Here is a 24552-nt window from a genome sequence, read left to right as displayed (position 1 = left end):
AGTCCCTATATCAATCCACAATTGCGCCGTATTTCAAGCCGCCTTCGCGCATCCAGCGGCGATATGCCGTTGCAAGGACGTCGGCCCGGACCGGAGTCTCACGGTTGACCGACAACGGCAGTCGCTTCGGCACCTGATTGATGAGAATCATCAAATCCTGGCCGAAAATGGTCTGCTGGAAATGCCGCAACTGTTCGTCACTGTTAACGTCGTCGACGTAGCACATCAACGTATGCGCGACGCACCATTCTTCATCTACCGGTTGAACAAAGAGGCAGAGTACGTCCCAGCGCGAAGGGTCCAGCGGACAGGTCTTGTAAAGAATCGCGATGTAAGGCCGCGTGATGCGATAGATGTATTCCATGTCAATCGCTTCGGTGGCCGTAGCCGAGCCTCGCGGCTGGGGGAATCGACATTCGGTGGCGATAATTTCATCGACCTGCTCGTCGTGCGTCACTTTGTACGGCGCGACGTCAGTAAACGGTTCCGCCCCGAGGATGTCTGTGTGCACAAACGGAAAATGCGCCATATCGAGGAAATTCTCGATGGCTCGCAGCCCCGATGTATTTACGCGAGCCGACCCGGCAGAAACGATACGGCGGTCGCTTTCAGAAAACTCAGGGACTAGGAAGAGGTCCCTCGGATTCGAGGCAAAGGAAAGCCAAAGAGTTCCATACCGCTCCTTCGCATAGAGCGGTCTATGCGTTCCATTGTCGTTCCACTTCGCGGCGACAACGTCTCCAACCTTCTCGTACGACACCTCGCGACCAAGCAGGCGCGTATGGAAAACATGACCCGACACGATGTCGTCGAGCGCCGCCACAGGGTGCCAGTCATCGAACAGTTGCTGCTCAAAATTCACGTGTATCTCCTACGTTGGCTTGTCAGATTCACAATCTGGTATACCAGAATCTATACTAAAAAATTTCCTGACGCCAAGCGTTTTTTTGTCGGGGATAACACTGAGGCGAAACGCGAGTGCGCTTCAGAAGGTCCGCGGAGGGGATTTTCGGCCCGCGAACGCAGGCCGATGTGTGAGCGCCGTTTAGTGCGCTAGTGCGAGCGAGAGGTCTACTTCCGGTGTAGCCATGGCGTCGAATCGATAGCCCCGGATGACGAGGTTGTAGTGGGATGCGAGAAGCGCCTTAGCCGCCGTTGCATCCCTGTTCTCCAAACATTCAACGAGTTGTGAGTGCTCGTCGCGCAGCTGGCAGTAGTCGAAGCCCACGCGGAACATCGCATTGATAAGTGCCTCGCGGCGCCTCAGCTGATGGTGAATCTGGTTCAGCGTCGCGTTGTTCAGAAAGGAAATGAGCAACTCATGAAACTCTCGTCCGAGTCTATCGCCAAGGTCATGCTTGCCCTTTTCGAAAGCGGCCTTCTCCTTCGTCGTGTGCGCCCTCAAGGCTTTCAACTGGTCTGCCGTAATGCTTTTGGTCAACTGGTCGATTACGCCACTCTCGAGCACGAGCAGCATTTGGTACAGCTCAAATGCGTCGTCGAACGTGGGGCGCCAGACAGATGAGGAACGCTTTGGCGAAATCTCAACCAGGCCGTCCTGAGACAACCGAATCAGAGCCTGACGCACCACGGTGCGGCTCACGCCATAGAGCTCCGCGATGTCGCGCTCATTCAGTTTGGCGCCTGGCGGTAGTCTTCGATGATAGATTGCATCCGAGATTGCGCCTACTATCTTCTGGGTCAGCATGTTCTGGAAAGGCGCGAGCCCGCGCGTGAGTGTTGGAATTCAACAACCAATGCCATGGTACTCCAGATGGGCGTTTTGGCACCAAAATGAACCCGATGCACCAAAGTCGCACGAAAATGCACCGTGCGACGCCGCTGGCTATCTGGATACGCATTTTAGCGCCCTTTGCTACGAAAGCGGCTACAGCGCATATTGGGAGTAACGAGTAGCTGGCACGAAAAATGTATCTCCGAAGCCCCAATTGCCACGGATGCAGGAAATCCCTGATTGCATCCGTTTTTTTTGCGCTCTACTTTGGTATACCAGATTTGTGTTTTGGCGTCTTAGATTTCAAGAACGTATCACCTTACCCACAGGAGCATTGAATGAGTGCGCGTGAACAGTACAAGCCACTTCTGGAAGACAAGTCCTATCTTCGGCATTTCTGGCACCCAGTCTGTACCCTCGACGAATTTGAGCGGTCCAACGCATCTGGCCACGGACCAATGGCCGTCACGCTGCTCGGTGAAAAACTGGTTCTAGCGAGGCTGAACGGCAAGATTGTCGCCGCCCCGGACCGGTGCGCTCACCGCTCTGCGCAGCTATCCATTGGGCGCATCGCGAAGTGTGACGGCAGAGACACATTGCAGTGCCCGTATCACGGATGGCAGTACGACAATGAAGGTGTTTGCAAGGTCGTCCCGGCATGCCCTGACAAGCCAGTGCCGCCGCGAGCGAAGCTCGCCATGTACGACTGCGAGGTCAAGTATCAAATTGTTTGGGTGCGCCTCGATAACTCATACGATTGCACCGAGATTCCGTTCCTCGGAGATTGGGACAACCCAGACATGCAGGTTATCGTGGCAGACTCCTATATCTGGAACACGGTCGCAGAGCGCCGTTGGGAAAACTTCACCGACTTCTCACATTTTGCATTCGTGCATCCGGGCACGCTTTACGACCCCTTCTTTGCAAGCCATCCGTTGGTCCTGGTCAATCGCGTAGACGGCGAATTGCAGTTCGAACTCTCTCCTCCCCGCGAGATGGAAGGCATCCCCGAAGAAGCGCCGATGGGTGACTTCATCTACCGTTGCACCATGCCCTACTCCATCAACCTGGAAATCAAGCTTTGGCGCGACGGCTCTCGATTCATCCTCTGGACCACCGCGTCACCCATTGACGAAAAAACTTGCCGCAACTTCATGGTCATCATCCGTGAACGTGACGGCCAGCCGGACCACGTCCATCTCGCATTCCAGAAACGCGTATTGGAGGAAGACCAACCGATTATCGAGTCTCAATGGCCTGCCGAAGTATCTGCCACTGAAATATCCGTCGCTACGGACAAGGTGTCTATCCAGTACCGTAAGTGGCATCGTGAGCTGTCCCTCGCTGCACCGAGCGGCAAAGAAGCGTTTCGCGAGGCTCTGCGCACTAATATCATTGACGAGATGGCAGGATAGGACCTGTCTTACTTCGAAGCGCGCGGCTTCCACCTGCAAACGTGCACGTCTAGCCGACGTTCGAGCATAGATTCTCCCCCTTCCGTTTTCAAAAGCTGAACGACTCGCTTGACATGCGTTTATTGACTTCGTAATTTCTGGTATACCAGATTTGACATTTAATAAACCACGCGAGTCGCCCTCGAGACTGCCAACCGAACAAGGTCTTGCCGACTACTTGTTAGTAGTTAGTTTAACGAATCAACAAAGGAGACAGGAATGCAACCCGTACCGCTGATTAAGGACAACCAGTATCTCCGGCACTTCTGGCACCCGGTGTGCACAGTAACTGAACTTGAGAAGGCCCAGCCGACAAGCTTCGGCCCGCTCGGCGTTACGTTGCTCAGGGAGCAGCTTGTGGTGGCTAAGCTCAATGGAAAGTATGTGGCAATGCGAGACCGGTGCGCCCATCGGTCCGCGAAGCTCTCCTGTGGGCAGGTCGTTGACGGCCAGCTCCAATGTCCTTACCACGGCTGGAAATACGACACGGCTGGAGCCTGCACGCAGATTCCAGCTTGCCCCGACAATCCGATTCCCAATAAGGCCCGCGTCGACAGCTTCGATTGTGAGGAGAAGTACGGGTTGATTTGGGTCCGGCTCGACTCGTCCTTCGACTGCACCCAGATTCCGTACTTCAGCGCCGCCGAAGACCCGAAGATGAGAATCGTAGTACAGGAACCCTACTGGTGGGACGCATCCGCCGAGCGCCGTTGGGAGAACTTCACTGATTTCTCCCATTTTGCATTCATCCACCCGGGCACGCTCTTTGACCCAAACAACGCCGAGCCACCCATCGTTCCAATGGACCGCGTCAACGGGCAATTCCGCTTCGTCTACGAGACACCTGCGGGCATGGACGTTCCGGACCAAGCTCCGATTGGCACGTTCACCTATCACTGCAGCATGCCATTTGCCATCAATCTGGCCGTGGAAAAGTACTCCACTAGCTCCCAGCATGTGCTGTTCAACGTGTCGTGCCCCGTCGACGAGTCGCACACCAAGAATTTCCTGATTTTCGCCCGTGAGCAAGGAAGCGATTCGGACTATCTCCACATCGCATTCAACGACGTCGTATTCGCTGAGGACAAGCCGGTCATCGAATCGCAATGGCCCGCCGAGATGACCACGGACGAAGTACCCGTGGTGACCGACAAGGTGTCAGTCCAGTACCGGAAGTGGATGCGTGAGTTGAGTGAAGCGGCAAGGGATGGCGCCGCCGCGTTCAAGAAGGCGCTTCATGAGCCAGTCATTGAGAGCGAACGGCAGTACTCCGACCTACGACCGCTCTAAATCATGAATTTGACGTTGCATTTTCCAGGAGTAAGTGATGACAAAAAAGATGTTTAAGCTGGCATGCGCTGGGCGGGGCGTTCAACCTTCGTCAATCGAAAATCCCGTCTCGGATGAAGAGCTTCCGATTGCAGAGCAGTTACGCCTGCTTTCGGAGTCGGGCCTTTGGGATTTCGTCGACCGCATTCCCGTCGACGATGACCAACTGCACCAGTACCAAAAAGCCAGCGAGAAGTATCACCTCCCTGTCCTCTCCGGCAGCTGGACGTATGTGCTTGGAAAGGATGACCAGATTCTACGGTCGAATCTCAAGCGCGCCCATGAGGTCGGGTCAAAGTTTCACAATCTGATGATTTGGGCCAAACACGGTGACGGGCACTACATCACTGACCAGGAGGTCATCGACTTCTACCTTTACACCTACGACCAAGCCAAGCAGTTTGACCTGACGATTTCCTTTGAATCCCATGTTGACATGTGGTCCGAAGATTTCCGACGTGTCACCAAGGTGGCGGAAGCAGTTCGCAGCCGTGGCATTCCATTCAACTTCTGCATGGACTACAGCCACTGCATATTCAAGATTGAGAATGAGGTAGAGCAAGCGGTCGCTCAGTTGCGCGGCGACAAAGAGGCCATCAGGAAACTCGACCCGTACAACGACGATAGTTTCGCAGACGAGTGGCTGAAGCAGAACATGGTCGTTTGGACGCAGGTTCGTCCGGCGGCGCCGAACGGTCCGCGTAATTGGTGGGCGTTCGAGACCGGCCCCTGGGATGGTCTTGGCTTCGACAGGCCCGGCCGCGCGATTCAATATCCGTTCTCAAACCCCAAACCTGGTGAGTGGCATACCGAGGAATGGCATGCACACAAGCTCGCGTGCACGAAGGAACTCGTCCGAAAAGTCATCGACCAGTACCTGGAGGTCGACGATTCGAAGATGGAAATCATGACCATCGACAATATCAACCTCGCAGCGTACGGGACGGGTTGGAAGTACAACATGTTCGCCGACAGTTGCCTCGTCGCGAAGTTCGTGCGAGAGCTCTACGCGGAGCGCGTCGCTGTCCATGAAGCGAAGAAGAAAGCGCAGTCTGCGGAAGACTTCGTCAACGCTCATCGGGCGTAGCCTCGACTGCAATCGGACTGGCCCGAGACTGGCAAGCGGGTCCTATTCGCGGCGATTCACGTAACTGTGAATCGCCGCTTTGAATCTGATGGTTCCTTTAACCTCCAGGAACCCTCCCCCAAATACGCGCGTCGAGTGGCCGACATAACTTAGGCGCGGATGCTGGTGCACCTCAATATTTGCCCACAAGAGAGTGAATCATGTTTGATGCAGAAAGCGACGAGAAGTTACCGTTGGGTGAGTTGGTCTTACTGGCCATCCAGCACGTTCTGATAATGTACGCTGGGGCTATTGCGACACCACTAATCATCGGTGCTGTCCTGAAACTGCCCAAGGACCAGGTTGCGTTCCTCATAAATGCGGACCTTATGGCCGGTGGCCTTGCAACGCTGGTACAAACGATTGGATTCAAGGGCATTGGGATTCGCCTCCCAATCATGATGGGCGTCACATTCACTGCTCTTGGACCCATGATTGCCATTGGGTCAAATCCGGAACTGGGCCTTCTTGGAATTTACGGTGCAACCATTTCCGCGGGAGTCTTTGGCATTATCGTCGCGCCGCTTGTAGGGAAACTCCTCCGGTTCTTCCCTCCCATTGTCACGGGCACGGAAATCCTCATGGTCGGCCTTTCGCTCATGGGTGTCGCAGCAGCATGGTCGGGTGGTGGATTTGGGAATCCCGACTTTGGCAACCCTGTCTACCTGGGCATCGCCGCTTCAGTACTCATCTTCGTTCTGTTGATGGTTAAGTACGCTCGCGGATTCCTTGCTAACCTGGCGATTCTTCTGGGACTCATTTTCGGATTCATCATAGCAGTCCCGCTCGGCCAAGTCTCGCTCGCCGGCGTGCATGACGCTGCATGGATTGGATGGGTGACTCCACTGCACTTTGGTGCCCCGAAGTTTGACCTTTGGGCAACCGCGTCAATGTGCGTTGTTATGCTCGTTACCTTTGTCGAATCGGCGGGAATGTTTCTGGCCATTGGCGAAATTACGGGAAAACCCATCACGGAAAAAGACTTGACTCGCGGCTTCAGAGCGGATGGCGTTGGCAACATCATCGGAGGGCTGTTCAACACGTTCCCGTACACCTCCTTTGCCCAGAACGTCGGTCTTGTTGCGGTGACAGGCGTAAAGAGCCGTTGGGTGTGCGCTGTCGGTGGAGTGATTCTCATCTTGCTCGGCTTGGTCCCGAAGCTCTCGGTGGTTGTGGCTTCCATTCCACCGTGCGTATTGGGCGGTGCAGGCATCGTAATGTTCGGCATGGTGGCGTCTAACGGAATCAAAACGCTCACTAAAGTGAACTTCAATCGGACTCACAATCTCTACATTGTTGCCATCAGCGTAGGAGTGGGGATGATTCCCGTTGTGTCAGACAAGCTTTTCGCCAAGCTCCCAAGCTCGCTCAGTCCGATATTAAGCAGTAGCATTCTCCTGACTGCGGTTGCCGCCATCATCTTGAACGTTGCTCTGAACGGGTTGAGCAGCGACGAAGAAGCTGCCCGCCTCACTTTGGAGACAGCGCGAGACTACGAAGCCTAACTCGCAGTACGCTGTATTTACCCGCCAGATTGGCGGCGCTGCGGCACGCCTTCGACGTACCGTAGCGCCGCCAAGCACTCTTCCTACCAATTTACGCCAGTAGTCACACAAACGCTACCGATTGGAAAATGTGATGCTGGTTCCCGGGCCCTCGCGAACCAATTCCACTTCTGGTACGCTGGGCGAAAACCGCGCCCCCGAGCAGCCTCAATCGGCCTCACTGTCCGACCCGGCGCGCCCAGTACCCCATAGCGCGGACTACGTCCGCTAGCTTGCCGCTCTGACCTCAGATGGCACTCGATATTAAGCTTATTGAAGCGTTTGCAGTAATTGTTCGGACCGGTAGCCTAACGAAAGCCGAAGCGATGACCGGCATCTCGAAGTCAACCCTAAGCCGCCACCTGTTACGGCTTGAGCAAGACCTCGGAGTCGAACTGGTAGAACGGTCGTCCAGGCGGGTCGTGCCGACCGAGGCAGGCAAAGCTTTCTATATCCGTTGCGAGGCGCTCTTGCTCGAAATGAGTGGCCGCTTGGAGCGAGCCCGCGCGGAGGTTCAAGAGCTCAACAACGGCGTAAAGGGACGGCTCTGCATTCTCGCCGAGAACCATTTTACGACGACGTTCGTCTGCTACGTGACCCGCCAATTTTTGACGAGGTACAGCAACGTCGTCTGCGAACTGTATGCTGCCGGACTACCTCACTCGCCGCGAGTTGAAGACGCCGACTGTTACATTTGCTCAGAGGCGCCGGACCTTCCGAACGTAATCGCCAAACCGGTCGGCAGGCTGAGCTACGGTCTGTATGCAAGTCCAATTTACGCACGACGGCAAGGCCTGCCCTCCGACCCAAAGGAGTTGGTCCGACACGAGCGAATTGCACTTCGTGAGTCTGAGTCAGCAGGACAGGTGATGCTCCATTCTCAGCAAACGTCTCAACCGTACATAAGTCGGTCAATCATCGAAACCAACGACTACTGGGTAATGAAGACGTTCTGCGTTGACGGGTTAGGAATTGCTCTGCTCCCAGACTTTTTTGTCCAACCAGAAATCAGGCATGGGAGTTTGATTCCAGTTTTGCAGGACTGGAAGCCCGAGATGCAACGTATTTTTTGCGCCTATCACAGGCAGCGCTACGGCAGCAAGAAGCTCAAGAGCTTCATCGACCTAGTCACGCAGAGCATCGTGGACATACCGACCTTCAACAACTATGTCGCCTCGTCTGCAACCGTGCTCCCCAAAGCTCCCTCGGAGTGAGCTCCACAGGCTGTTGCTGCGACGTTCCGCTATTGGTCGGTGATACTGCCGGTTGGTAATGCGCACTCCTCGCATCGACCCATTCGCCAAAGTTGGTTGCGCCGGGGAGGCTACCCCTTCGTGCCTTCCCGGACATACACACGCCTCGCGAGTCAGGCGTCACGCCGCAACCGCATTTCCATAGGTCTTCGCATACATTTCGGCGATGTGCTCCCCAACCGTGTACTCTCGAACCGAACCATTCTGCTTTGCGCCACACGACAACAACGGCGTAATTCTGTAGAAGTAGTTAGGGTCGAAGAAGGTGGGCACCGAGTAGCGATGCTTATCTGGTGCCAAGTTTAGGACACGATGCATGTTCGAGTGGTACACACCATTTGTTAGCACAGGTACCATGTCGCCCAGATTTATTACGAAGGTTCCGGGGATGTGCGGCGCTCGCACCCACTCGCCGTCCGCATTGCGGACCTCCAGTCCTCCGACGTCATCCTGGAGCAACATCGTCAGCATCCCCCAGTCGGTATGCGCCCCTGCACCGAGCTGATTGCCCTCGCCAACCTTTGATTGAGGCGGGTAGTGGAGCAAGCGCGTGGTAATCATCGGCATATCGAGGCCGTCAGCGAAGTACTCCTCCGGCAATTCGAGCGACAGTGCAAGCACGCCCAGCAGGTGACGCCCCAACGCGAGCATGCTGTGAAGATAGGCATCCGTCGTTGGCGCCATTGTCGGCAGCGTTTCAGGCCACTGATTTTTGCTGTTGTATTCACCTTTTGTCACGTACGCTTGCAGACCGTCAATGCCTGCCATGAAACCCTCTTTCAAATCAGGTAGCGACCCGTCGTCGAGAGCCTGGCTCGACATCGGTTCGTAACCACGCATAGAAGGGTTGTCATTGAAGTTGATTTTCAGCTTCTCATCTTGAGGAAGTGAAAAAAACTGACGAGCCAAGGCGAGTTGACCTTCCGTCACGGACTCAGGTACGCGATGGTTAGAGATGTAGAAAAATCCAGTATCGCGGCATGCCTTGTGAACCTCCCACGCAACCTTTCTTCTTACTTCAACGTCGTCCGAAAAGCTCCCCTCGAGGTCGATGACTGGGATGAACTTTGCCGGGCCGGGTGGGGTATAGGTAATCATCTTTAGTTCCTGGGGCTGCTGGTGGCTTTAACGAGAGGCGCCACCGAGCAACTCAGATGGCGCGACAGTTTGAATCTATCCCTCCAATTTTTTCACCGGAAGGCCATCCATGAAACGCAACGTTTCATATTTGGCACGCGAACTCCACCCTTTCTGCGCGGCGGTTCCCAGATGCCCGCACACCCGGAAATTCAGGCACTTGCAGTGCTACTCATACAGCGGCCCGCCTTCGCACCAAGACACTAACCCCCGAGGTTGGGGCTTTCACTGATTTTGAAACACTTGGCCGTTTGGCTTTTTTGGAATACTGTCTGGTGTACCAGTTTTGCGCACTAGAAAGCCATCCTGTCAAGTCCTTGAAGTGCATCGCCCGTGAGGAAAAGCAAACTGCACGTGTGGCCTAGCTTGGCTATTCCGCATAGGTGAAGGACGTCGTTCTTGTAAGCGGGACCAGCGTTGGCAATGTAGGGGAACGAAACGGGTATGCGGTTGGCTCGAAATATCTGTATTTCCCGAAACATATAATTAGGAGAACTATATGAAGATTCGGCTGTTGGCAGTGGCAGCATGCCTTACGTTCGCTTCAAACGCTCAAGCCTTTGAGTGGGCAGACGACACGATTTCTTACTGGTACGGCCCGTACTTCAGAATGCCAGGAGTGACGAGTCCGAGCCAACCCGGTGGGAGCGACGTTGGGATGAACAACATCGAGTTCAGCCACACCGACGGATTCAAGTACGGGACCAACTTCTTTGACGCCCTGCTCATGATGTCAAACCGTCAAGACCCTGCCAACTCGACAAACCATCAGCCGCAAGGTGCCTATGAAGGCTGGTTTGTGTATCGGAACGACCTGAGCTTCAACAAGATTTTTGGAACCGACAAATTCACTTTTGGGCCCTTCTCCGACATTGGCTTCAACTCAGGTTTCAACTGGGACGCGAAGAATAACTACTATGCGTCAGGCGAACTTGCAATCCAGTTCGGGCCGAGCTTCCACATCAAGGTACCCGTTGGGTTCTGGCAGATTTCCGTTGGGGCATATAAAGAGTTCAACAATGACGGCTACTACGGTCCCACTAGTTTCCACTGGACCTATACGATTGGAAGTTCGTGGAACATCCCGTTTGCCATTGGTCCGATTCCGCTCAGCTTTCAAGGCTACCTGAACGTGATTGGACCAAAGGGAAACGACTACGCTACATCGACAAAGACCGAGGTACTGCTTAACCCTAGACTGATGGTCGATGTTGGTCAACTCGCGTTCGGAAAGAAGAACTGGATAGAAGCGGGCATCGGTTGGCAATACTGGTATCACAAGTTCGGAGCCCCCACGTCGTTGGGCGGAGCGATTCAAAGTACACCGTTCGTTCAAGCGACATTTCACTTCTGACACTACAAGATTCCCCCTCTGCTTCGCCCAAAGCCATTGATACTTGGAGACCACCATGCTCAAGATAAGCCGGCGTGCCATATTTCGCGTCGCACTTTCATTACTGTCGCTACAGTTCCTGACGGCATCACACCAATCTTTGGCCGTCACCCCGCCGCTAAATATTTCCGTTGTGTACTTTGGAAATCCAGGAGATGGTGGCTGGACGCGGTCACACGAAATCGGGATTTCGGCCGCCGAGAAGCTGTATGGAAATCGGATAAAGGTGACCAGAGTCGAGAATGTACCGGAGAGCGCTGAGGCATCTCGAGTATTTAGAAACCGTGCGGCCCAGGGTGACAAAGTAATCATCGGCACCGGCTTTGGATACATGAATTCAATGCTCCAGGTCGCCCGCAACTACCCTGATACTGTATTTCTGAACAGTGCTGGCTACAAAACTTCGCCAAACCTCGGCACCTATAACGGGCGAGTTTACGAGGCAGAGTATTTGGCTGGCATTGTCGCCGGGTACATGTCCAAGTCGCACGTGCTTGGCTTTGTTGGTTCCATGCCGATTCCGGAGGTTGTAAGAAACATTAATGCTTTCGCACTCGGCGCACGCTCCGTGGCGCCGAATACTATCGTGAAAGTCGTCTGGATTAACAGCTGGTTCGACCCGGGAAAGGAAAGGCAGGCCGCAGAAACGTTGATTGGACTTGGCGCTGATGTTCTATCACAAAGTACAGATTCGACGGCAATGATGTCGGTTGCGGAAGACCACAAAGTCTATGCCTTCGGTTTTGATGCCGATATGAGTAAGTGGGGGCCTCATGCGCAGCTTGGTTCAATCGAATATAACTGGGGCATGTACTACGTCAAAGTCATCGATGAGATTCAGCAAGGAACGTGGACTAGCAAGCCCGTGTACTGGGGGGTCAAAGAAGGCTTGGTCGACCTCACACATATTAATCAAGCGGTGGTACCCGACCGCGTGCAGCAAGCAACGCGAAATGCTCATGAGGCACTAAAGGGGGGCCGACTCGACCCTTTCACTGGCCCAATCAAGGACGATTCGGGAAAGGTTCGCGTTGAGCAAGGAAAAGCTCTCACCGCCGACGCACTCGGCAGCATGAACTGGTTCGTCGAAGGCGTACAAGGGAAGGTCTCGCCGTGAAATGGAACACACGACAGACGTGACTGCCAAATCGCCGAAACACGGTCTTCGGCTCAATGGGATGGAAGAGAGACGCAACTCCTGCGCAGCAGAGCAAAGCGTGCCTCCTCGCCCCGGTCTCGCTATGCCTCCAAGAACGGGTGGTCGGGACAGATATAGGTTCTGTTCGGCAAGCGCACCCACCACCTCGAACAACATTGATGAAACTAGACGAGGATGAAAACATGAAGGTGTCCACTGTAGCTAGCGTCGCCCTGCTCACTGCCTCCCTTGCCTGGGCGTGCAGTACATCAGCCCAACCTCCTGAACCAGGTAGCGCGACACAGTCGGCGAACAATGCGTCAGCGCCACGAATCAGCGACGGTGCACTGCGACGTCAGGTGAAATCGGCCCTCCGGAAAACAAAAGGACTTACGGCACTCGACATCGCCGTGCGCGCCCGGAATGGACAAATCACCCTCCAAGGGACAGTGAAGAATCAAGAACAGATTGAACTTGCAGGAAACGTTGCCATGGGCGTACCGGGTGTTACCTCGGTTAAAAACACGCTGACGGCGAGTAAGCCCACGAACTCCTGGAGATGAGCGCTCCCATAAAAAGCGCGGGGCGTGAGGCATCCCCTCGCGCTTAGCCAGCGTTCGGTTCCTAAGAGACAGATACACACGCGCAGGTGCACTGACCTGCCACCTGCGCACTTGCGTGAGAACAATGAGAGTGAATATGCCTGTTGTTGATTCAATTGCCGAGTATGAACATCTAGAGCGGGTTAATCTAAACATGTTCAATATTCTCAGCGTCGTTTTGCAGGAGCAAAGCATTACCCGCGCAGGGGTGCGCCTCAATATGTCGCAGTCAGCGGTCAGCGGAACCCTCGCGCGGCTTCGCACCATGCTCGGCGACCCACTTCTCGTTCGAGGCAAGTCTCGACTGGTCCCTACCGAACGTGCGCTGGAACTAATTGGCTCTCTTTCAGCCGTCACCGAATGCGTCGAACTCCTCAGTGGTCGCGCACATGGAAAATCGGATGCTATCGTGCCACGAAAATGTGTGGTCGCTTGTATCGACGAAATCTCCAGCATCCTCGTCCCCGCCATAACCGCTGAAATTCTGAGGAGCTCAGAACACACCTCCGTAGAGTTCAAGTCGATTGAAGCAGAGGATGTGTCGCAGGAACTCTGGTCAGGTAGCGTCGATACAGCAATTGTGAGTACATTAGGGGAAGTTCCGATTGGCCATGAACTTATCGGCACGGACGAATTGGTTTGCCTCATGAGCAAGAGGCATCCGCTATCGCGGCAGCCGCATATATCACGTGCTCAGTACGAGAAAGCGGAACACGTTGCCTTGCTGTCTCATCGCGGAAGACCTCAGTATGCCATCGAGAGCGCTCTACGCGCTCGGCAGATGAGTCGCCGAAATACAGTGGCGATGCCCTTCGCTGACGTGATACCGCATTTGCTGGAGAGGTCTGGCCTTCTCTTTACTACCTCTAGACGATTTGCGGAACACTATGCATCTTTTCTTCCGCTGCATATGTCGCCGCTTGACGTTGAGTTGCCGCCTATCAACTACTTTCAAATGTCGACCTTCGCTACAAGAGACCCACTCCGTATTTCATGGGTCAAGGCAAAGGTCAGGGCCGCATGGAAGACACTGCAAGCGGAAAACGCTTTGAACGTTCCCTAAGGACACCACCGAGCATTCCGAAACAGTTGGACTTGTCGAACGAAGATAACCTTGGCGAGCGATGAAGTTCCACAGCATGCGTTCGAGACGCGTCGTCATCAAACTCAAGTTGAACTCGACAAGTACGCGCCGGAGTTGACCTTCGATATATCCAGTCGTATATTTCGAAGTCGTACGCACGTCGTCGCTTTCGAGTGACGACGCATCGATGCCCAGCATCTCGTTCGTCACACTGCAAACCCTAGACCTTCTATCGATGTCCAAAGACAGCATTGATTCGCACATGATTTCCGTGTTGCATACACTTCTCACGGAATCGAGTGTTTCTCGTGCGGCGAAGCTGCTTGGCCAGTCTCAACCCGCGGTAAGTGCAGCCCTGCGCCGCCTACGAGAGTTGACGGGAGACCCCCTATTGGTTCGCAGCGGGAGCAGGATGGTATTGACAAGTCATGCATTGACGCTCATCGAGCCGGCATCGCAGGCGCTGGCTAGTATCAGCGCGATTCTTCACCCGAATGATGCATTCGAACCGGCATCGAGCACGCGCACTTTTCGTATTGGTTCACCCGACTACCTGGATGTATTTTTCGTTCCAGAGATTATCGACGCTTTTCGCCGAGCCGCTCCGCACGCAAAGCTTGAGGTGAAGCATTTGCAGATGGTAGACGGCGGCTACGAGAGCGGCCTAGAGGCGGGTCTACTTGACCTAGTCGTCGGAAATTGGAGGAAGCCTCCCCAACATCTCCATATTCAAACGCTTTGCGAGGATGACTTGGTCTGTCTTCTGCGTGCGGACCACCCGATTCCGAAAGGAAAGCTTACGCGCGACGCTTACGAGAATGCAGAGCATCTGTCTGTGACCACATACAACACTGGTCCTTGGGGAACGATTGACACCGAACTCGCGCGGAACGACCTCACGCGAACGGTTACTGCGACCCTCCCTTACTTTGGAATGGCGCCCTATGTAGTTGCTCGGTCCGAATTGCTCTTCACGACAACTCGTGCGCTTGCGGCGCACTATGCTCAACTGTTGCCCCTGCGCGTTGAGCCTCTCCCCTGCTCGGCTGCGGCGCTGACATACTATCAACTATGGCATGAAGGGAGCCATCGGAGCGCGGCACTTAGGTGGCTCCGACGGCTCGTTAAGAAGGTCGCTCAAACTGCTCTGGCGACAAGGTCCGGGCAGCAGACGAAACCTGAGCAGAAACGAGGCAACTCTTCGACCTGACGTGAGCTAAAGATATTTTCTGAAATGGGAGGCAGGGAGTACGAGTAGCACATCGCATATGTCACAAGGCGGCATGCTCTATCGCGACCCTCAGAATTTCCCTTGTGACAAAGCCTTAAGGAGTGTCGCCTTCCCTGCCGGGTCGCCGCCTAGGAGCGCAAATCCAAGCGCTCTGCTGGTCCCGGGGTCCTCGCAAAGTGCCATGAATCCGCCCTCCGCGTTCGGCACGTCCGACTCGTAGCGCCAAACGCCAGCACCCTCAGGTGACACCACGACCGTCGGCAGCGCTGGAGTTTTAATCGTTACCGGCATGACGGGGAACGTAACACTTGTCACTTCACCGCAAAGTGTTTGCGCAAGCGCCCTCGCAGAGTGCATGATTGGCAGCACATATGGCTGCACTTTCCCATTTACCGCCGCGCAGTCGCCAAGAGCATAGATGTCGCCAGAGCTTGTTCGGCAGCAAGCATCTGTTCGAATTCCGACTTCGACTTCCAAGCCTGCGGAGAATGCGAGCGCTGTTCTGGGTATCAAGCCGACAGCTGACATGACGAGGTCGACGTCCACCGAAGCACCGTCTGCGAAGCACAAGCGGAATCCCTCACCGTACCGATTGACGGCTTGCACGGATGTGTTCATCAGCACTTGGATTCGGTGCTTCATCAACGCCAACGCCAAGGCATCCCCGGCCGATTCCGGCAACAATCTGGACAGAGGTGCTGCTGCCGGGTCGATGAGCGTCACGTCATAACCCGCTATCGAAAGGTCGTTCGCAAATTCACAGCCGATTAACCCCGCACCAAGAACTGCGATTGACTTTGCGCCATCAATTCTCCGTCTGAAGCTCTCGTAGTCGCGGAGGTCGTTGACCGAAAGCACGTCTTCGGTAGCATCGCCCGTTAGTTGAATCCGCCGTGCATCTGCGCCTAATGCAAGTACCAAACTGGAGTAACGTAACCGATGACCGTCGACGAGGATTTCATGACTCTCCGGAAATATTGCTTCGACTTTCCGGTGGGTAATAATCGTCATCCCCAACTGACTGCCCATTGTGGAGGCATCGCACGTTGCGAGTTCTTCAATGCTTTTCCTCGCAGCGAGTGCGTTTGAGAGCGCTGGCTTCGAATAGAAACATCCATCGTCGGCAGTTACCATTGCGATGGAGACAGCCGCGTTGCGTTTGCGCAGTTCTCGGGCAATTGTGTAGCCAGCTATTCCGGAACCGACAATGATGATGGGTGCGCCAGTTGAGTCGCTCACAGAACCACCACCTGCATTTCAAAATCCAGCTTGCCGGTGCCGCAGTCGGGGCACAACCAGTCTTCAGGTACGGCTTCCCAAGATGTCCCCGGAGCAATGCCAGCTTCAGGAAGACCTAATGCCTCGTCGTATCGAAAGCCACAAATTACACATTCCCAAGTCTTCATCTTCGACTCCCATCGTTTTAGCTGGTGTAAGACTGACCCAGCCCAATTTCGGCAAGAGCGCGCCGATATGCACCAGAGGAACGGTCTGCCAAGATAGGCACTTCGGCGGAGCGGTCAATCGGCAGGTCTTCGGGACACTGCTGCTCAACAATCGCACGGTCTTCTTCAAAAACTTGCCTGTTGAACTCGTACACATCCTCTAACGGCAGATGCGTATCGAAGTTGCGTGCGATGGGGCAGAACAGGCGAGTTAGCCTTGCCGATACGGGACTTGCAGCATTAAGAATCTGAATGCGCCCGCCCTCTGGAAAGTGAACAGTCAACCGCGCAAAAAACGGAACGTCCACCTCAAACACGCGGCGCCACAGGTAGCCCTCCGGAGCTCGGTGCTGTAGCGCTTTCGGGAAGTTGCTCACGGTGCTGATGTATTCGGCACGGAATCCCGTTCCCTGGCGTTCTACTGTGTACTTGGGCACGAAGGCGTTCGAACGGTCGCCGAAGCTGTCGTGGTGAATCCACGCAAAGTGTGCGACATCGATGAATCCTTCAACTTGTCGGCCCGCGGATGCCTTGATGTCGATAGTTGGACAGAGAATCTGTTGGAAGCCTTCGGCGTCCCATGAGGGATACTCAGGAAGTGACTTCTGCCCGCCTCCCAGAGACACCCACACGAGTCCGTAGTCCTCGCGCACCGCGAACGTGGTCAAACACAGTCGGTCCGGAATCGGCCCCTCCTGAGATGGGATGCGCGTGCATTTTCCGCTAGTGTCGTATGCAAGACCGTGGTACGGGCATACAAGTTGCCCATCCTCCACCCACCCCTGACTGAGAGGCGCGCCTCGGTGCGGACAGACATCTCGAGCTGCGATGAGCGCACCGTTTGCCCGATAGACGACAAGCGCCTCATCTAGCAGTTTGACGCGCGTGGGCTTCTCCCCAACTTCCGCGGCGAGAGCAACGGGGTGCCAATATTGACTCAGAATTTTCCAGTCGTGCGGGTCGAACGTGCAGTTGCGGGGCAGATTTGCCTCGCGCTGGAAATTCAGCGGCGAAGCGGTCGTTGTGGACATAGGTGTTCTCCAGAGTGTTCCCGAAACCGTTTGGGGTTGAGGCGATTCCAACCATCTGGAGACAAATGTAGCGAGTCATTTTTACCCAACCAATCCACCGCACGGCATTGAGTCTATGCGCGTGGCGTAATGAGTCCTCCGGACGAGCGTCCGGCTGAGCCAGCGCTGTCCCTAAGGTAGTGCAGGCATTGCGGTGCATCTGATTGACAGCGCTTGAGGTCCACAAACCATGCCCAACGTCGAAAGCCGGTTGCCCCTTCTGATGTCCATTCGAAGCTCTAGCCGACCGTCTGCGAGGGCAGCATTCGTCGGCAAGGGCGCATGGCATCCATGCGTAAAGAACGCGATGTATGCAATGCGCGTCGCTTCGTCTCCTGATGATTTAATTAGTGGCTTCAGCGGGCAGTTGTCAGCCGCTCTCAATGGTGATGGGATGATAGGCGTCCACATCCGTCGCTAGCTTGAACGGGAGTGCAACCATCGTTGACCGTTAGCGCAGTTTGACTACACAAAGGCCCGCAGGAAGGCGAGCGCCATGGACCCGTGTTTGAATGCGAGACGGTGCCAAATACGGCTTAGCGGACGTACGGAAACCGGGCGACCGGTTCCTAATAGAAGCGAGGACCGTTGCCGCAGTGGGTCGAAGATTGCTATGCACATCTATGCAAGTCGAGTTGCGCTGTGAGGCAAGGCGTAGCGATGTGCTACGTACAAAATGGTGTGTAGCCGGTTAGCAGCCTAGACTGGCGATTCACCAACTCTCGGCGAGGTCGCACGTGACAGAACTTGAATACGTTCCTATCCCAATCTACAGTGATAACTACGCGTGGCTCATCACCGATGGCTGCTCGGCAATTGTCGTAGACCCGGGCGACACGGCGCCGGTCATCCGTTACTGCGACGAAAATGGTCTGCGGCTTACCGGCGTGCTGGTAACCCATCACCATTCCGACCATACAGGTGGCATCGAAGCGCTTCTCTCCTGGTCGGGCGACTATGCAATACCCGTATACGGCCTCGCAAAGGCATTCATTCCCGGAGTTTCCGCTCGTGCCGGGCATGGATTTCGTCTTACATATAGCGAGCCTGCGTTCGAGGCGAGCATCATTGCCATACCAGGTCATACGCAGGACCACATTGCTTATTTCGAGGACGCTCGCGGTACCGGCGTGACACATCTATTTTGTGGAGACGCGCTGTTCGCGAGCGGATGCGGTAGATTGTTAGAAGGCACAGCTGAGCAAATGCTTGCATCGCTCGACGGCCTTGCCGTGCTGCCGCGAGATACGAAAGTCCACTGTGCGCACGAATACACTCTCGCGAACATTCAGTTCGCGCGGCATTGTGAGCCGTCCAATACTGAGACAAATCTGTGGTATCAGCGGGCGAGAGCATTGAGATATGACGGGCTGCCGACATTGCCGACGTCTATCGAGCTCGAACTGGCGGTAAACCCCTTCCTTCGTCTGCAGAACCCTGAGTTCCTCGGCACACTGGAGGACCGATTCCGAGTCGCAATCCCGAATCGGCTCGCAGCGTTCACTCCTCTTCGCGGCTGGAAGGACATCTTTCGCGCTGACGAATCGGTGCCGACAGAGCGCCTGTGGTCAACACCCGTGCTGGCGAACAGCAGGTCAGCGTAGTGACAACAGCTGGCGCTTCAATGAGGGGCTCACTCTTTTCCCCTGCTATCAGTCGAATTCAGTACGAGACGTAACCATTTCACGACTCGACCCAGCACCACGGTGCTGCTGCCAACGAGCGCGTTCGTCGAAGAGTCGCTCGGGAACCACCTCTGCTTTTGCGCGCTACGAACAGAGCACGGCAAGGCGTTCCACCTCCGGGCCATCGTGCGAACGATGTTCGCCGCCTTCTATCTATTCGAAGCAGGCTATGGATTGTGTGAAACGGCCGTCTTCTCGGATGCCGATGAGAAGTTCGTTTCGGTTGCACTTGAGACAAGGCTAGATGCCCCGTTTAGCTTGCGTGCTGACGTTGTTCGACCTACTGCCCGCCTGCTCGAACTTTACGACAGGCAACTTCAGATTGCCCCAATGTCGTCACTCATCGAGTCACATCGCAAAGCCGACTCGAATCTGCGCGCAGCGCCGCACGAGCGACTCTGCATTGCCGCATTGTTACAGCGAGCAAGCACAGCATCTCGCGTCCAATGGACAGCATAGTTTTGCAAATCGCAGGCGATAGAAGGTGCGACCGCCTCTGGGCGCTCTTCAGTGTTCGGTCATGCATCTGACGATTCAGGTGTCCGTGGCGAGCTCAGAGCCAGCTTCGTAGCGCGCGGCCGTCGGCTCATTCTTCGTTGGACGTCGAAGCGTTATACGCCTCTATTGCTGCCTCGCGGCCGACGCGATACGCCAGGACCGACGCCTTTGTGACAACCCGGTCTTTCCCCGCTTCATGATGGAGTTCCGGTTTCCCTTGTTCCAGCAGCTTCGACACGTGCGGACGAGAGACGAATAGCTGCGTCGCCGTCTCGGCGATGGACAGGAAGTCGGCAGTACCAGGCGCATGCAGGATGCTGGCTCAAAACGTCGACGAGTATTTCTTCGAATCCTGCGGAGAGCTCGCGTTGGACGTCGGGAGGCTGACTGGCCCCGACACGCCTGAACAGCACGTCCACACGCACGTGCGCGAGTTGCACTGCGTCGGTAACTGAAGGCGTCATCTTCCCGTCTGTCGACATATTGGCTCCCAGGCGGAGGGCATAGATTGAGTGTAGACCCTTTGCAAAGTCAGCCGCCACATTATCAAGCTGATTTCAATGTGATGATTCCGTCAAGTTGGTTCGCATTGAAAGCGCAACGCACAGAACGCTGCTGCACTCCCCCAGCGGCACCCATTGATGCGACAACGTCACTGCATCTTCGAGAAGCTGGTCGGGCGATAGATGGAGCTCGCCTGCGAAATCAAATAATTCGATGCAGCGACGCTGCGAAGAAACGTGCGCCACCGGTCGTCCTGTTGCATGGCTGCGCGACGCGTCTCGCGGTCTGCCATGTCTTCAAATCTCCACAGGTGCACGACCTCGTTCAAGCGTCCAACCTCGCTCACGAACCAGCCTATTGGCTCGCCAAGGTATCCGCGTTGAAGCGGCAGGCCTTCTTTCTCGTACGCTTCGAGAAATGATGGCACCGCCCCTACTCGGCAGGTGTAAGTTCGAATCTCCACAATCACGACATTCAATCCTCAATGAGGGATGGAAGCGGGGTCTCCGCTTCCAATCCAAACCGTTAGAAAAGTTGGCGCAGGCCAACCATCACGCCTGTCTGACCACGCCCCGCGACCGGAGCGGCCGGCACCGGTGAAGTGCTGGATACAGAGAAGGTCGCTGCGTGGCCGTTGAACATATGCGCGCCCGCGACATAGACGGAGCTTCGCTTTGAAAGCAGGTAAGTCACTCGAGCAATGGCAAGGTCCCCGCGCACGCCCGCGACGGTACTGCGCAGACCTACGTATTGGCCATCGAGCACGACTGAAGGAGTGACCGGATACGTTGCGCCGGCAAAAAACAGATTTGTTTGCAGTGACACTGCGTCGGCTCTAAGACGGCGGTAAATCCATCCCGCTCCGAGCCTCAGGTCGCCGAACTTGGCGAAGGCATCAGTCAAAAAGCGAGAGTCTTTGTCCGACGACGACTTGAAGGCGATAGTTGGCTGGCTAGGTATGAGCGCTACCGAAGAGGTTCCGCCGCCGCGTTGCTCGTCATAAGCGACGGATGCGCCCCATGAGGCACTGTTGTACTGGAGCATGGCCGACCAGGCACGACACGCAACTCCGTCGCCCGGTTGTTGGCCCGCGCAGTTACCCGGTGCGAGTGTGTCTCTCCCGAGGCTGTACGTCGCGCCAAGGGTAAATCCGCCAACGGTGTTGGTGTAAGCGACAGAATTGTCTTCGCGAGCGCTCGCCAGGAACGGGTCGAAATCGACCATCGAATACGACGCTGACCCGATGTTGTCCGCCTGCAGCAACGCGGTCCAGAGCATCTCCTGCTGACGACCGAATGTGAGGGTTCCCCACTGGTTGCTGCTCAAGCCAACATAAGCCGAGCGACCAAACAGTCGCCCGCCTTGGTTTAACTGCCCATTCGTAATCGAGAATCCATTTTCGAGGCGAAAGATTGCCTTCAATCCGCCGCCCAAGTCCTCCGCACCTTTAAATCCCCAACGAGAAGGCTGCTGTCCGGTCAGCTGGGTCGCGCGGAACAGGCCCTTGTCCGCAACGCCGACATTGCTCACATACTCGAAACCTGTATCAACGATACCGTAGAGCTCGACACTACTCTGCGCCAACGCCAGATGAGATGCACCGCACAGGATGGCGGCAACTGCGACCTTCTTCATGACTTCTGTCTCCGTTTTGTAGTTCTGTGCGATGCGCTTTGCCTGCGGCGGGATGACCGTCATCAGACGCGCTTGTTTCGCTGTGGAGGAAAGACTATGATTTTTTCCAATAACAGAAAATTGACGATTTTTTCCCAATTCATAACCGTACGGTAATGACATGAGTAGTCTCGTGAGTGATACGACGCAACCAGCAGCCATCGAAAGATTCTTTCGTGCTGGCCTCAAACTCCAGCAGTTGCGGATTCTGGTGCGCTTGGCGCAGGTGGGGCAGGTTCGCAAAGTTGCAGAAGCGTTTCACGTCACACAGCCCGCAATCTCGAAGCAAATCGCCGAGATGGAGGCGGCGCTACAGATGCCGCTCGTGCAGCGGGCCGGCAGAAAACTGCGGTTCACGGCGGCCGGTGAAACGCTGGTCACTCATGGCCGGGAAATCCTTCGTCATCTGGAGCAGGCAAGAATCGAGCTGGATGCATTGGCCTCAGGCGTCGCGGGGAAAATAGCAGTCGGGGCCGTCGGAACCACAACTCCCGTCTTCGTGCCGCGGGCCATCGCGACGTTTCAGCGGCACGCGCCGAACGCTTCGGTTTCGCTGCTAGAGAGCACGACAGACCGCATGTTTCCCATGCTGCTGGAGGGTGAACTCGACATCGTGATTTCCCGGACCTCACCGCCGCATCAAAGGGACTTTGAACAAGTCCCCGTGTGCAATGACCCAATAGTGGTAGTCGCCGGGAAAGACCATCCATTGGCCTACCGTCGCACCATCACATGGAAAGACGTCCATGACGTACCCTGGATACTGCCGCCGGCAGGCTCCGCGCTCGACAAGGCGCTCGAACAGACCCTGTCCCGGCACAAACTGGAGTTGCCGCCAGGGTGTGTGCAATCCGCGTCACTATTGGCATATTCCGTTCTGCTGGAAGGTGGCAACCTGATAGCGCTACTTCCCCAGTCATACGCACAGCGCAGCGTCGATGCCAGCGACCTAGCGGTGTTGCCTTTGTCGCTGCTCCATCTACCCTCGCAAATCCTGATGACTCGCCTGCGCAACCACGCGAGCCCGGTCGTCGGTTTGATGCAGCGTTGCTTCGAGGAAGCCGGCGCAATGATGACAGTAGTAACCCGATAAATAACCGTCAGGTAATGAAAAAGAGAAAAATCGTAACTTGTAGTGCGGGTCACTTGGAAGCAGGATGGGAATCGTTGGCGGCTATCCCCGCTCTAAAAAACGAACTCAGTGACCCCAATGAAGCAATCGAATGTGCTGTTCATTCTGTCTGATGAACATCAACATGCATTGATGGGTTGTGCGGGCAACCAAGTTGTCCAAACGCCCAATCTCGACCAACTAGCGGCGCGAGGCACTAGATTCGAGAACGCTTATACGCCTTCTCCTATCTGCGTGCCGGCACGCGCGAGCCTGGCCACTGGTCGTCACGTTCACCAAATCCGCTGCTGGGATAACGCGATAGCCTATGACGGTGAGCCCAAAGGTTGGGCGCATCGGGTTGACGATGCCGGATTCGCTGTCGACGCTATTGGCAAGCTTCACTACCGAAGCGCGTCAAGCCCTGCGGGCTTTCGCAAACAAATTTCTCCGGCTCACATCATGGGCGGCATCGGCCAGGTCTGGGGCTCCGTTCGCGACCCTCTGCCCGAGACCATGGGCCGCTCGCAGCTGTATGACCAGATTGGACCGGGCCACTCGTCATACAATGAGTTCGATGAAGGCGTCGCCGACCACGCCGTCCGCTGGCTTGCCGAACACGCTGAACAAGAAGAGCCTTGGGTTCTCTTTGTCGGCTTCGTGGCGCCCCATTTTCCGCTTGTCGTCCCTCAGCGGTACTTCGACCTCTACCCGACCGACAGCATCGAGTTACCGACGCTGCATCCCGACCGCGGATATAAGCGCCACCCTTGGGTTGAGCGGCAAGCGCGGTATATGGACCACGACCTGGCTATCGGCAGCGACGAGCAGCGCCGGCTCGCTATCGCCTCGTACTTGGGGCTTGTTTCATTCGTTGATGACAATATCGGGCGAGTGCTCGACGCATTGCGGGAGCATGGCCTCGACGATTCGACAACGGTCATTTACGCCAGCGACCACGGAGAGAACCTCGGCTCGCGTGGGATGTGGAACAAGTGCCTGATGTATCGCGAATCCACGGGTGTTCCGATGATTCTTGCCGGGCCCGAAATTCCCGCCGGCCGAGTTTGTGAAACCCCGGTCTCGTTGGTAGACATCCAGAACACCATTCTCGACCAGGTCGGTTTGCCCGAAGACGTCGAGTCGCCGGGCACATCGATGGCGCATCTGGCGAATACGCCCGACGACCCAACCCGCACTGTCTTTAGCGAATACCACGCCGTTGGCTGCGAGTCGGCGGCATACATGCTCGCGAACAAGAAGTACAAATACCACTACTACGTAGGCCTTGAGCCTGAGCTCTTTAACCTCGAGGCCGACCCTACCGAAGCGCACAACGTTGCTTCATTGCCGGAATATCGGGAATTGGCCGCAGAGTTCGAAGCGCAACTTCGAAACATCGTCGACCCGGAAGCTGTAGATGCGTCCGCCAAGCAAGACCAGCACGCTTTGATTGAGAACTTTGGCGGGCGAGAGTCGGCACTGAAAACCGGAACACCTGGGGCCACGCCCGTGCAGCGACAGTGAGCCCCTCTCACC

21 protein-coding genes are annotated in these 24552 nt (G+C 55.6%); 13 read left to right on the top strand and 8 right to left on the bottom strand.

Annotated features, from left to right (window positions below; all coding sequences use genetic code 11):
- Positions 1 to 10: 10 nt before the first annotated feature.
- The gene (locus tag C7402_RS20740) at positions 11 to 862 is read right to left on the bottom strand and encodes an aromatic ring-hydroxylating oxygenase subunit alpha (RefSeq protein ID WP_116611888.1); all 852 of its coding nucleotides are present in this window, start codon (positions 860 to 862) and stop codon (positions 11 to 13) included.
- 183 nt (positions 863 to 1045) lie between these two features.
- Positions 1046 to 1708: a GntR family transcriptional regulator gene (locus tag C7402_RS20735; RefSeq protein ID WP_116611887.1), complete on the bottom strand. Its 663-nt coding sequence runs from the start codon at positions 1706 to 1708 to the stop codon at positions 1046 to 1048.
- Positions 1709 to 2073: 365 nt separating this feature from the next.
- On the opposite strand from C7402_RS20735, the gene C7402_RS20730 reads away from it, so the two are divergent.
- The 5 genes from C7402_RS20730 to C7402_RS20710 all read left to right on the top strand — a co-directional run bounded on the left by C7402_RS20730 (position 2074) and on the right by C7402_RS20710 (position 8402).
- Positions 2074 to 3150, top strand: a complete 1077-nt coding sequence (locus tag C7402_RS20730) for an aromatic ring-hydroxylating oxygenase subunit alpha (RefSeq protein WP_116611886.1) — start codon at positions 2074 to 2076, stop codon at positions 3148 to 3150.
- Positions 3151 to 3408: 258 nt separating this feature from the next.
- Positions 3409 to 4479, top strand: coding sequence for an aromatic ring-hydroxylating oxygenase subunit alpha (locus tag C7402_RS20725; RefSeq protein WP_116611885.1), 1071 nt, complete (start codon positions 3409 to 3411; stop codon positions 4477 to 4479).
- A gap of 37 nt (positions 4480 to 4516) precedes the next feature.
- Positions 4517 to 5605, top strand: coding sequence for a hypothetical protein (locus C7402_RS20720; protein WP_116611884.1), 1089 nt, complete (start codon positions 4517 to 4519; stop codon positions 5603 to 5605).
- 200 nt (positions 5606 to 5805) lie between these two features.
- Positions 5806 to 7149: a nucleobase:cation symporter-2 family protein gene (locus C7402_RS20715; RefSeq protein WP_116611883.1), complete on the top strand. Its 1344-nt coding sequence runs from the start codon at positions 5806 to 5808 to the stop codon at positions 7147 to 7149.
- Positions 7150 to 7439: 290 nt separating this feature from the next.
- The gene (locus C7402_RS20710; protein ID WP_116611882.1) at positions 7440 to 8402 is read left to right on the top strand and encodes a LysR family transcriptional regulator; all 963 of its coding nucleotides are present in this window, start codon (positions 7440 to 7442) and stop codon (positions 8400 to 8402) included.
- A 159-nt stretch (positions 8403 to 8561) separates the two neighbouring features.
- Here the strand turns inward: C7402_RS20710 and C7402_RS20705 are convergent, their stop codons facing one another.
- A complete protein-coding gene (locus tag C7402_RS20705; RefSeq protein ID WP_116611881.1) occupies positions 8562 to 9539 on the bottom strand; it encodes an isopenicillin N synthase family dioxygenase in 978 nt (325 codons plus the stop codon).
- Positions 9540 to 10077: 538 nt separating this feature from the next.
- Between C7402_RS20705 and C7402_RS20700 the strand changes: the two genes are divergently transcribed.
- The 5 genes from C7402_RS20700 (at position 10078) to C7402_RS20680 (ending at position 15005) form a co-directional block, all read left to right on the top strand.
- Positions 10078 to 10932 carry a hypothetical protein gene (locus C7402_RS20700; RefSeq protein ID WP_116611880.1) on the top strand — a complete coding sequence of 285 codons (855 nt, stop codon included), beginning with the start codon at positions 10078 to 10080 and terminating at the stop codon, positions 10930 to 10932.
- Positions 10933 to 10987: 55 nt separating this feature from the next.
- Positions 10988 to 12088: a BMP family ABC transporter substrate-binding protein gene (locus C7402_RS20695; RefSeq protein WP_116611879.1), complete on the top strand. Its 1101-nt coding sequence runs from the start codon at positions 10988 to 10990 to the stop codon at positions 12086 to 12088.
- A gap of 200 nt (positions 12089 to 12288) precedes the next feature.
- Positions 12289 to 12672, top strand: coding sequence for a BON domain-containing protein (locus C7402_RS20690; RefSeq protein WP_244314890.1), 384 nt, complete (start codon positions 12289 to 12291; stop codon positions 12670 to 12672).
- A gap of 136 nt (positions 12673 to 12808) precedes the next feature.
- Complete coding sequence (locus C7402_RS20685) at positions 12809 to 13774, top strand: LysR family transcriptional regulator (RefSeq protein WP_165841934.1); 966 nt, start codon at positions 12809 to 12811, stop codon at positions 13772 to 13774.
- Positions 13775 to 13982: 208 nt separating this feature from the next.
- Positions 13983 to 15005: a LysR family transcriptional regulator gene (locus C7402_RS20680; protein WP_116611877.1), complete on the top strand. Its 1023-nt coding sequence runs from the start codon at positions 13983 to 13985 to the stop codon at positions 15003 to 15005.
- Positions 15006 to 15095: 90 nt separating this feature from the next.
- Here the strand turns inward: C7402_RS20680 and C7402_RS20675 are convergent, their stop codons facing one another.
- Genes C7402_RS20675 through C7402_RS20665 form a run of 3 tightly spaced genes read right to left on the bottom strand, consistent with a single transcriptional unit; the run spans position 15096 to position 17502 of the window.
- Entirely contained in the window at positions 15096 to 16265 is a 1170-nt protein-coding gene (locus C7402_RS20675; RefSeq protein WP_116611876.1) for an FAD-dependent oxidoreductase, read from the bottom strand.
- Positions 16262 to 16432 (bottom strand): rubredoxin, encoded by a 171-nt coding sequence (locus tag C7402_RS20670; protein ID WP_116611875.1) that lies wholly within the window; start codon positions 16430 to 16432, stop codon positions 16262 to 16264. The genes C7402_RS20675 and C7402_RS20670 overlap by 4 nt, the downstream gene beginning before the upstream one ends.
- A gap of 17 nt (positions 16433 to 16449) precedes the next feature.
- Positions 16450 to 17502 carry an aromatic ring-hydroxylating oxygenase subunit alpha gene (locus C7402_RS20665; protein ID WP_116611874.1) on the bottom strand — a complete coding sequence of 351 codons (1053 nt, stop codon included), beginning with the start codon at positions 17500 to 17502 and terminating at the stop codon, positions 16450 to 16452.
- A 776-nt stretch (positions 17503 to 18278) separates the two neighbouring features.
- Here C7402_RS20665 and gloB point away from each other — a divergent pair.
- The gene (gene gloB / locus C7402_RS20660) at positions 18279 to 19145 is read left to right on the top strand and encodes a hydroxyacylglutathione hydrolase (protein ID WP_116611873.1); all 867 of its coding nucleotides are present in this window, start codon (positions 18279 to 18281) and stop codon (positions 19143 to 19145) included.
- A gap of 1231 nt (positions 19146 to 20376) precedes the next feature.
- Here gloB and C7402_RS20650 read toward each other — a convergent pair.
- Entirely contained in the window at positions 20377 to 20697 is a 321-nt protein-coding gene (locus tag C7402_RS20650) for an NIPSNAP family protein (protein ID WP_165841933.1), read from the bottom strand.
- 56 nt (positions 20698 to 20753) lie between these two features.
- A complete protein-coding gene (locus C7402_RS20645; protein ID WP_165841932.1) occupies positions 20754 to 22025 on the bottom strand; it encodes a porin in 1272 nt (423 codons plus the stop codon).
- A gap of 10 nt (positions 22026 to 22035) precedes the next feature.
- On the opposite strand from C7402_RS20645, the gene C7402_RS20640 reads away from it, so the two are divergent.
- Together C7402_RS20640 and C7402_RS20635 are read left to right on the top strand one after the other, a co-directional pair.
- On the top strand, positions 22036 to 22995 hold the full coding sequence (locus tag C7402_RS20640; protein WP_165841931.1) for a LysR family transcriptional regulator: 960 nt from the start codon (positions 22036 to 22038) through the stop codon (positions 22993 to 22995).
- 117 nt (positions 22996 to 23112) lie between these two features.
- Positions 23113 to 24540, top strand: coding sequence for a sulfatase family protein (locus C7402_RS20635; RefSeq protein WP_116611869.1), 1428 nt, complete (start codon positions 23113 to 23115; stop codon positions 24538 to 24540).
- Positions 24541 to 24552 lie beyond the last annotated feature (12 nt).

Source organism: Paraburkholderia unamae, from assembly GCF_003096875.1.
Lineage (GTDB): Bacteria > Pseudomonadota > Gammaproteobacteria > Burkholderiales > Burkholderiaceae > Paraburkholderia > Paraburkholderia unamae.
This window is presented reverse-complemented; position numbering and strand designations above follow the sequence as displayed.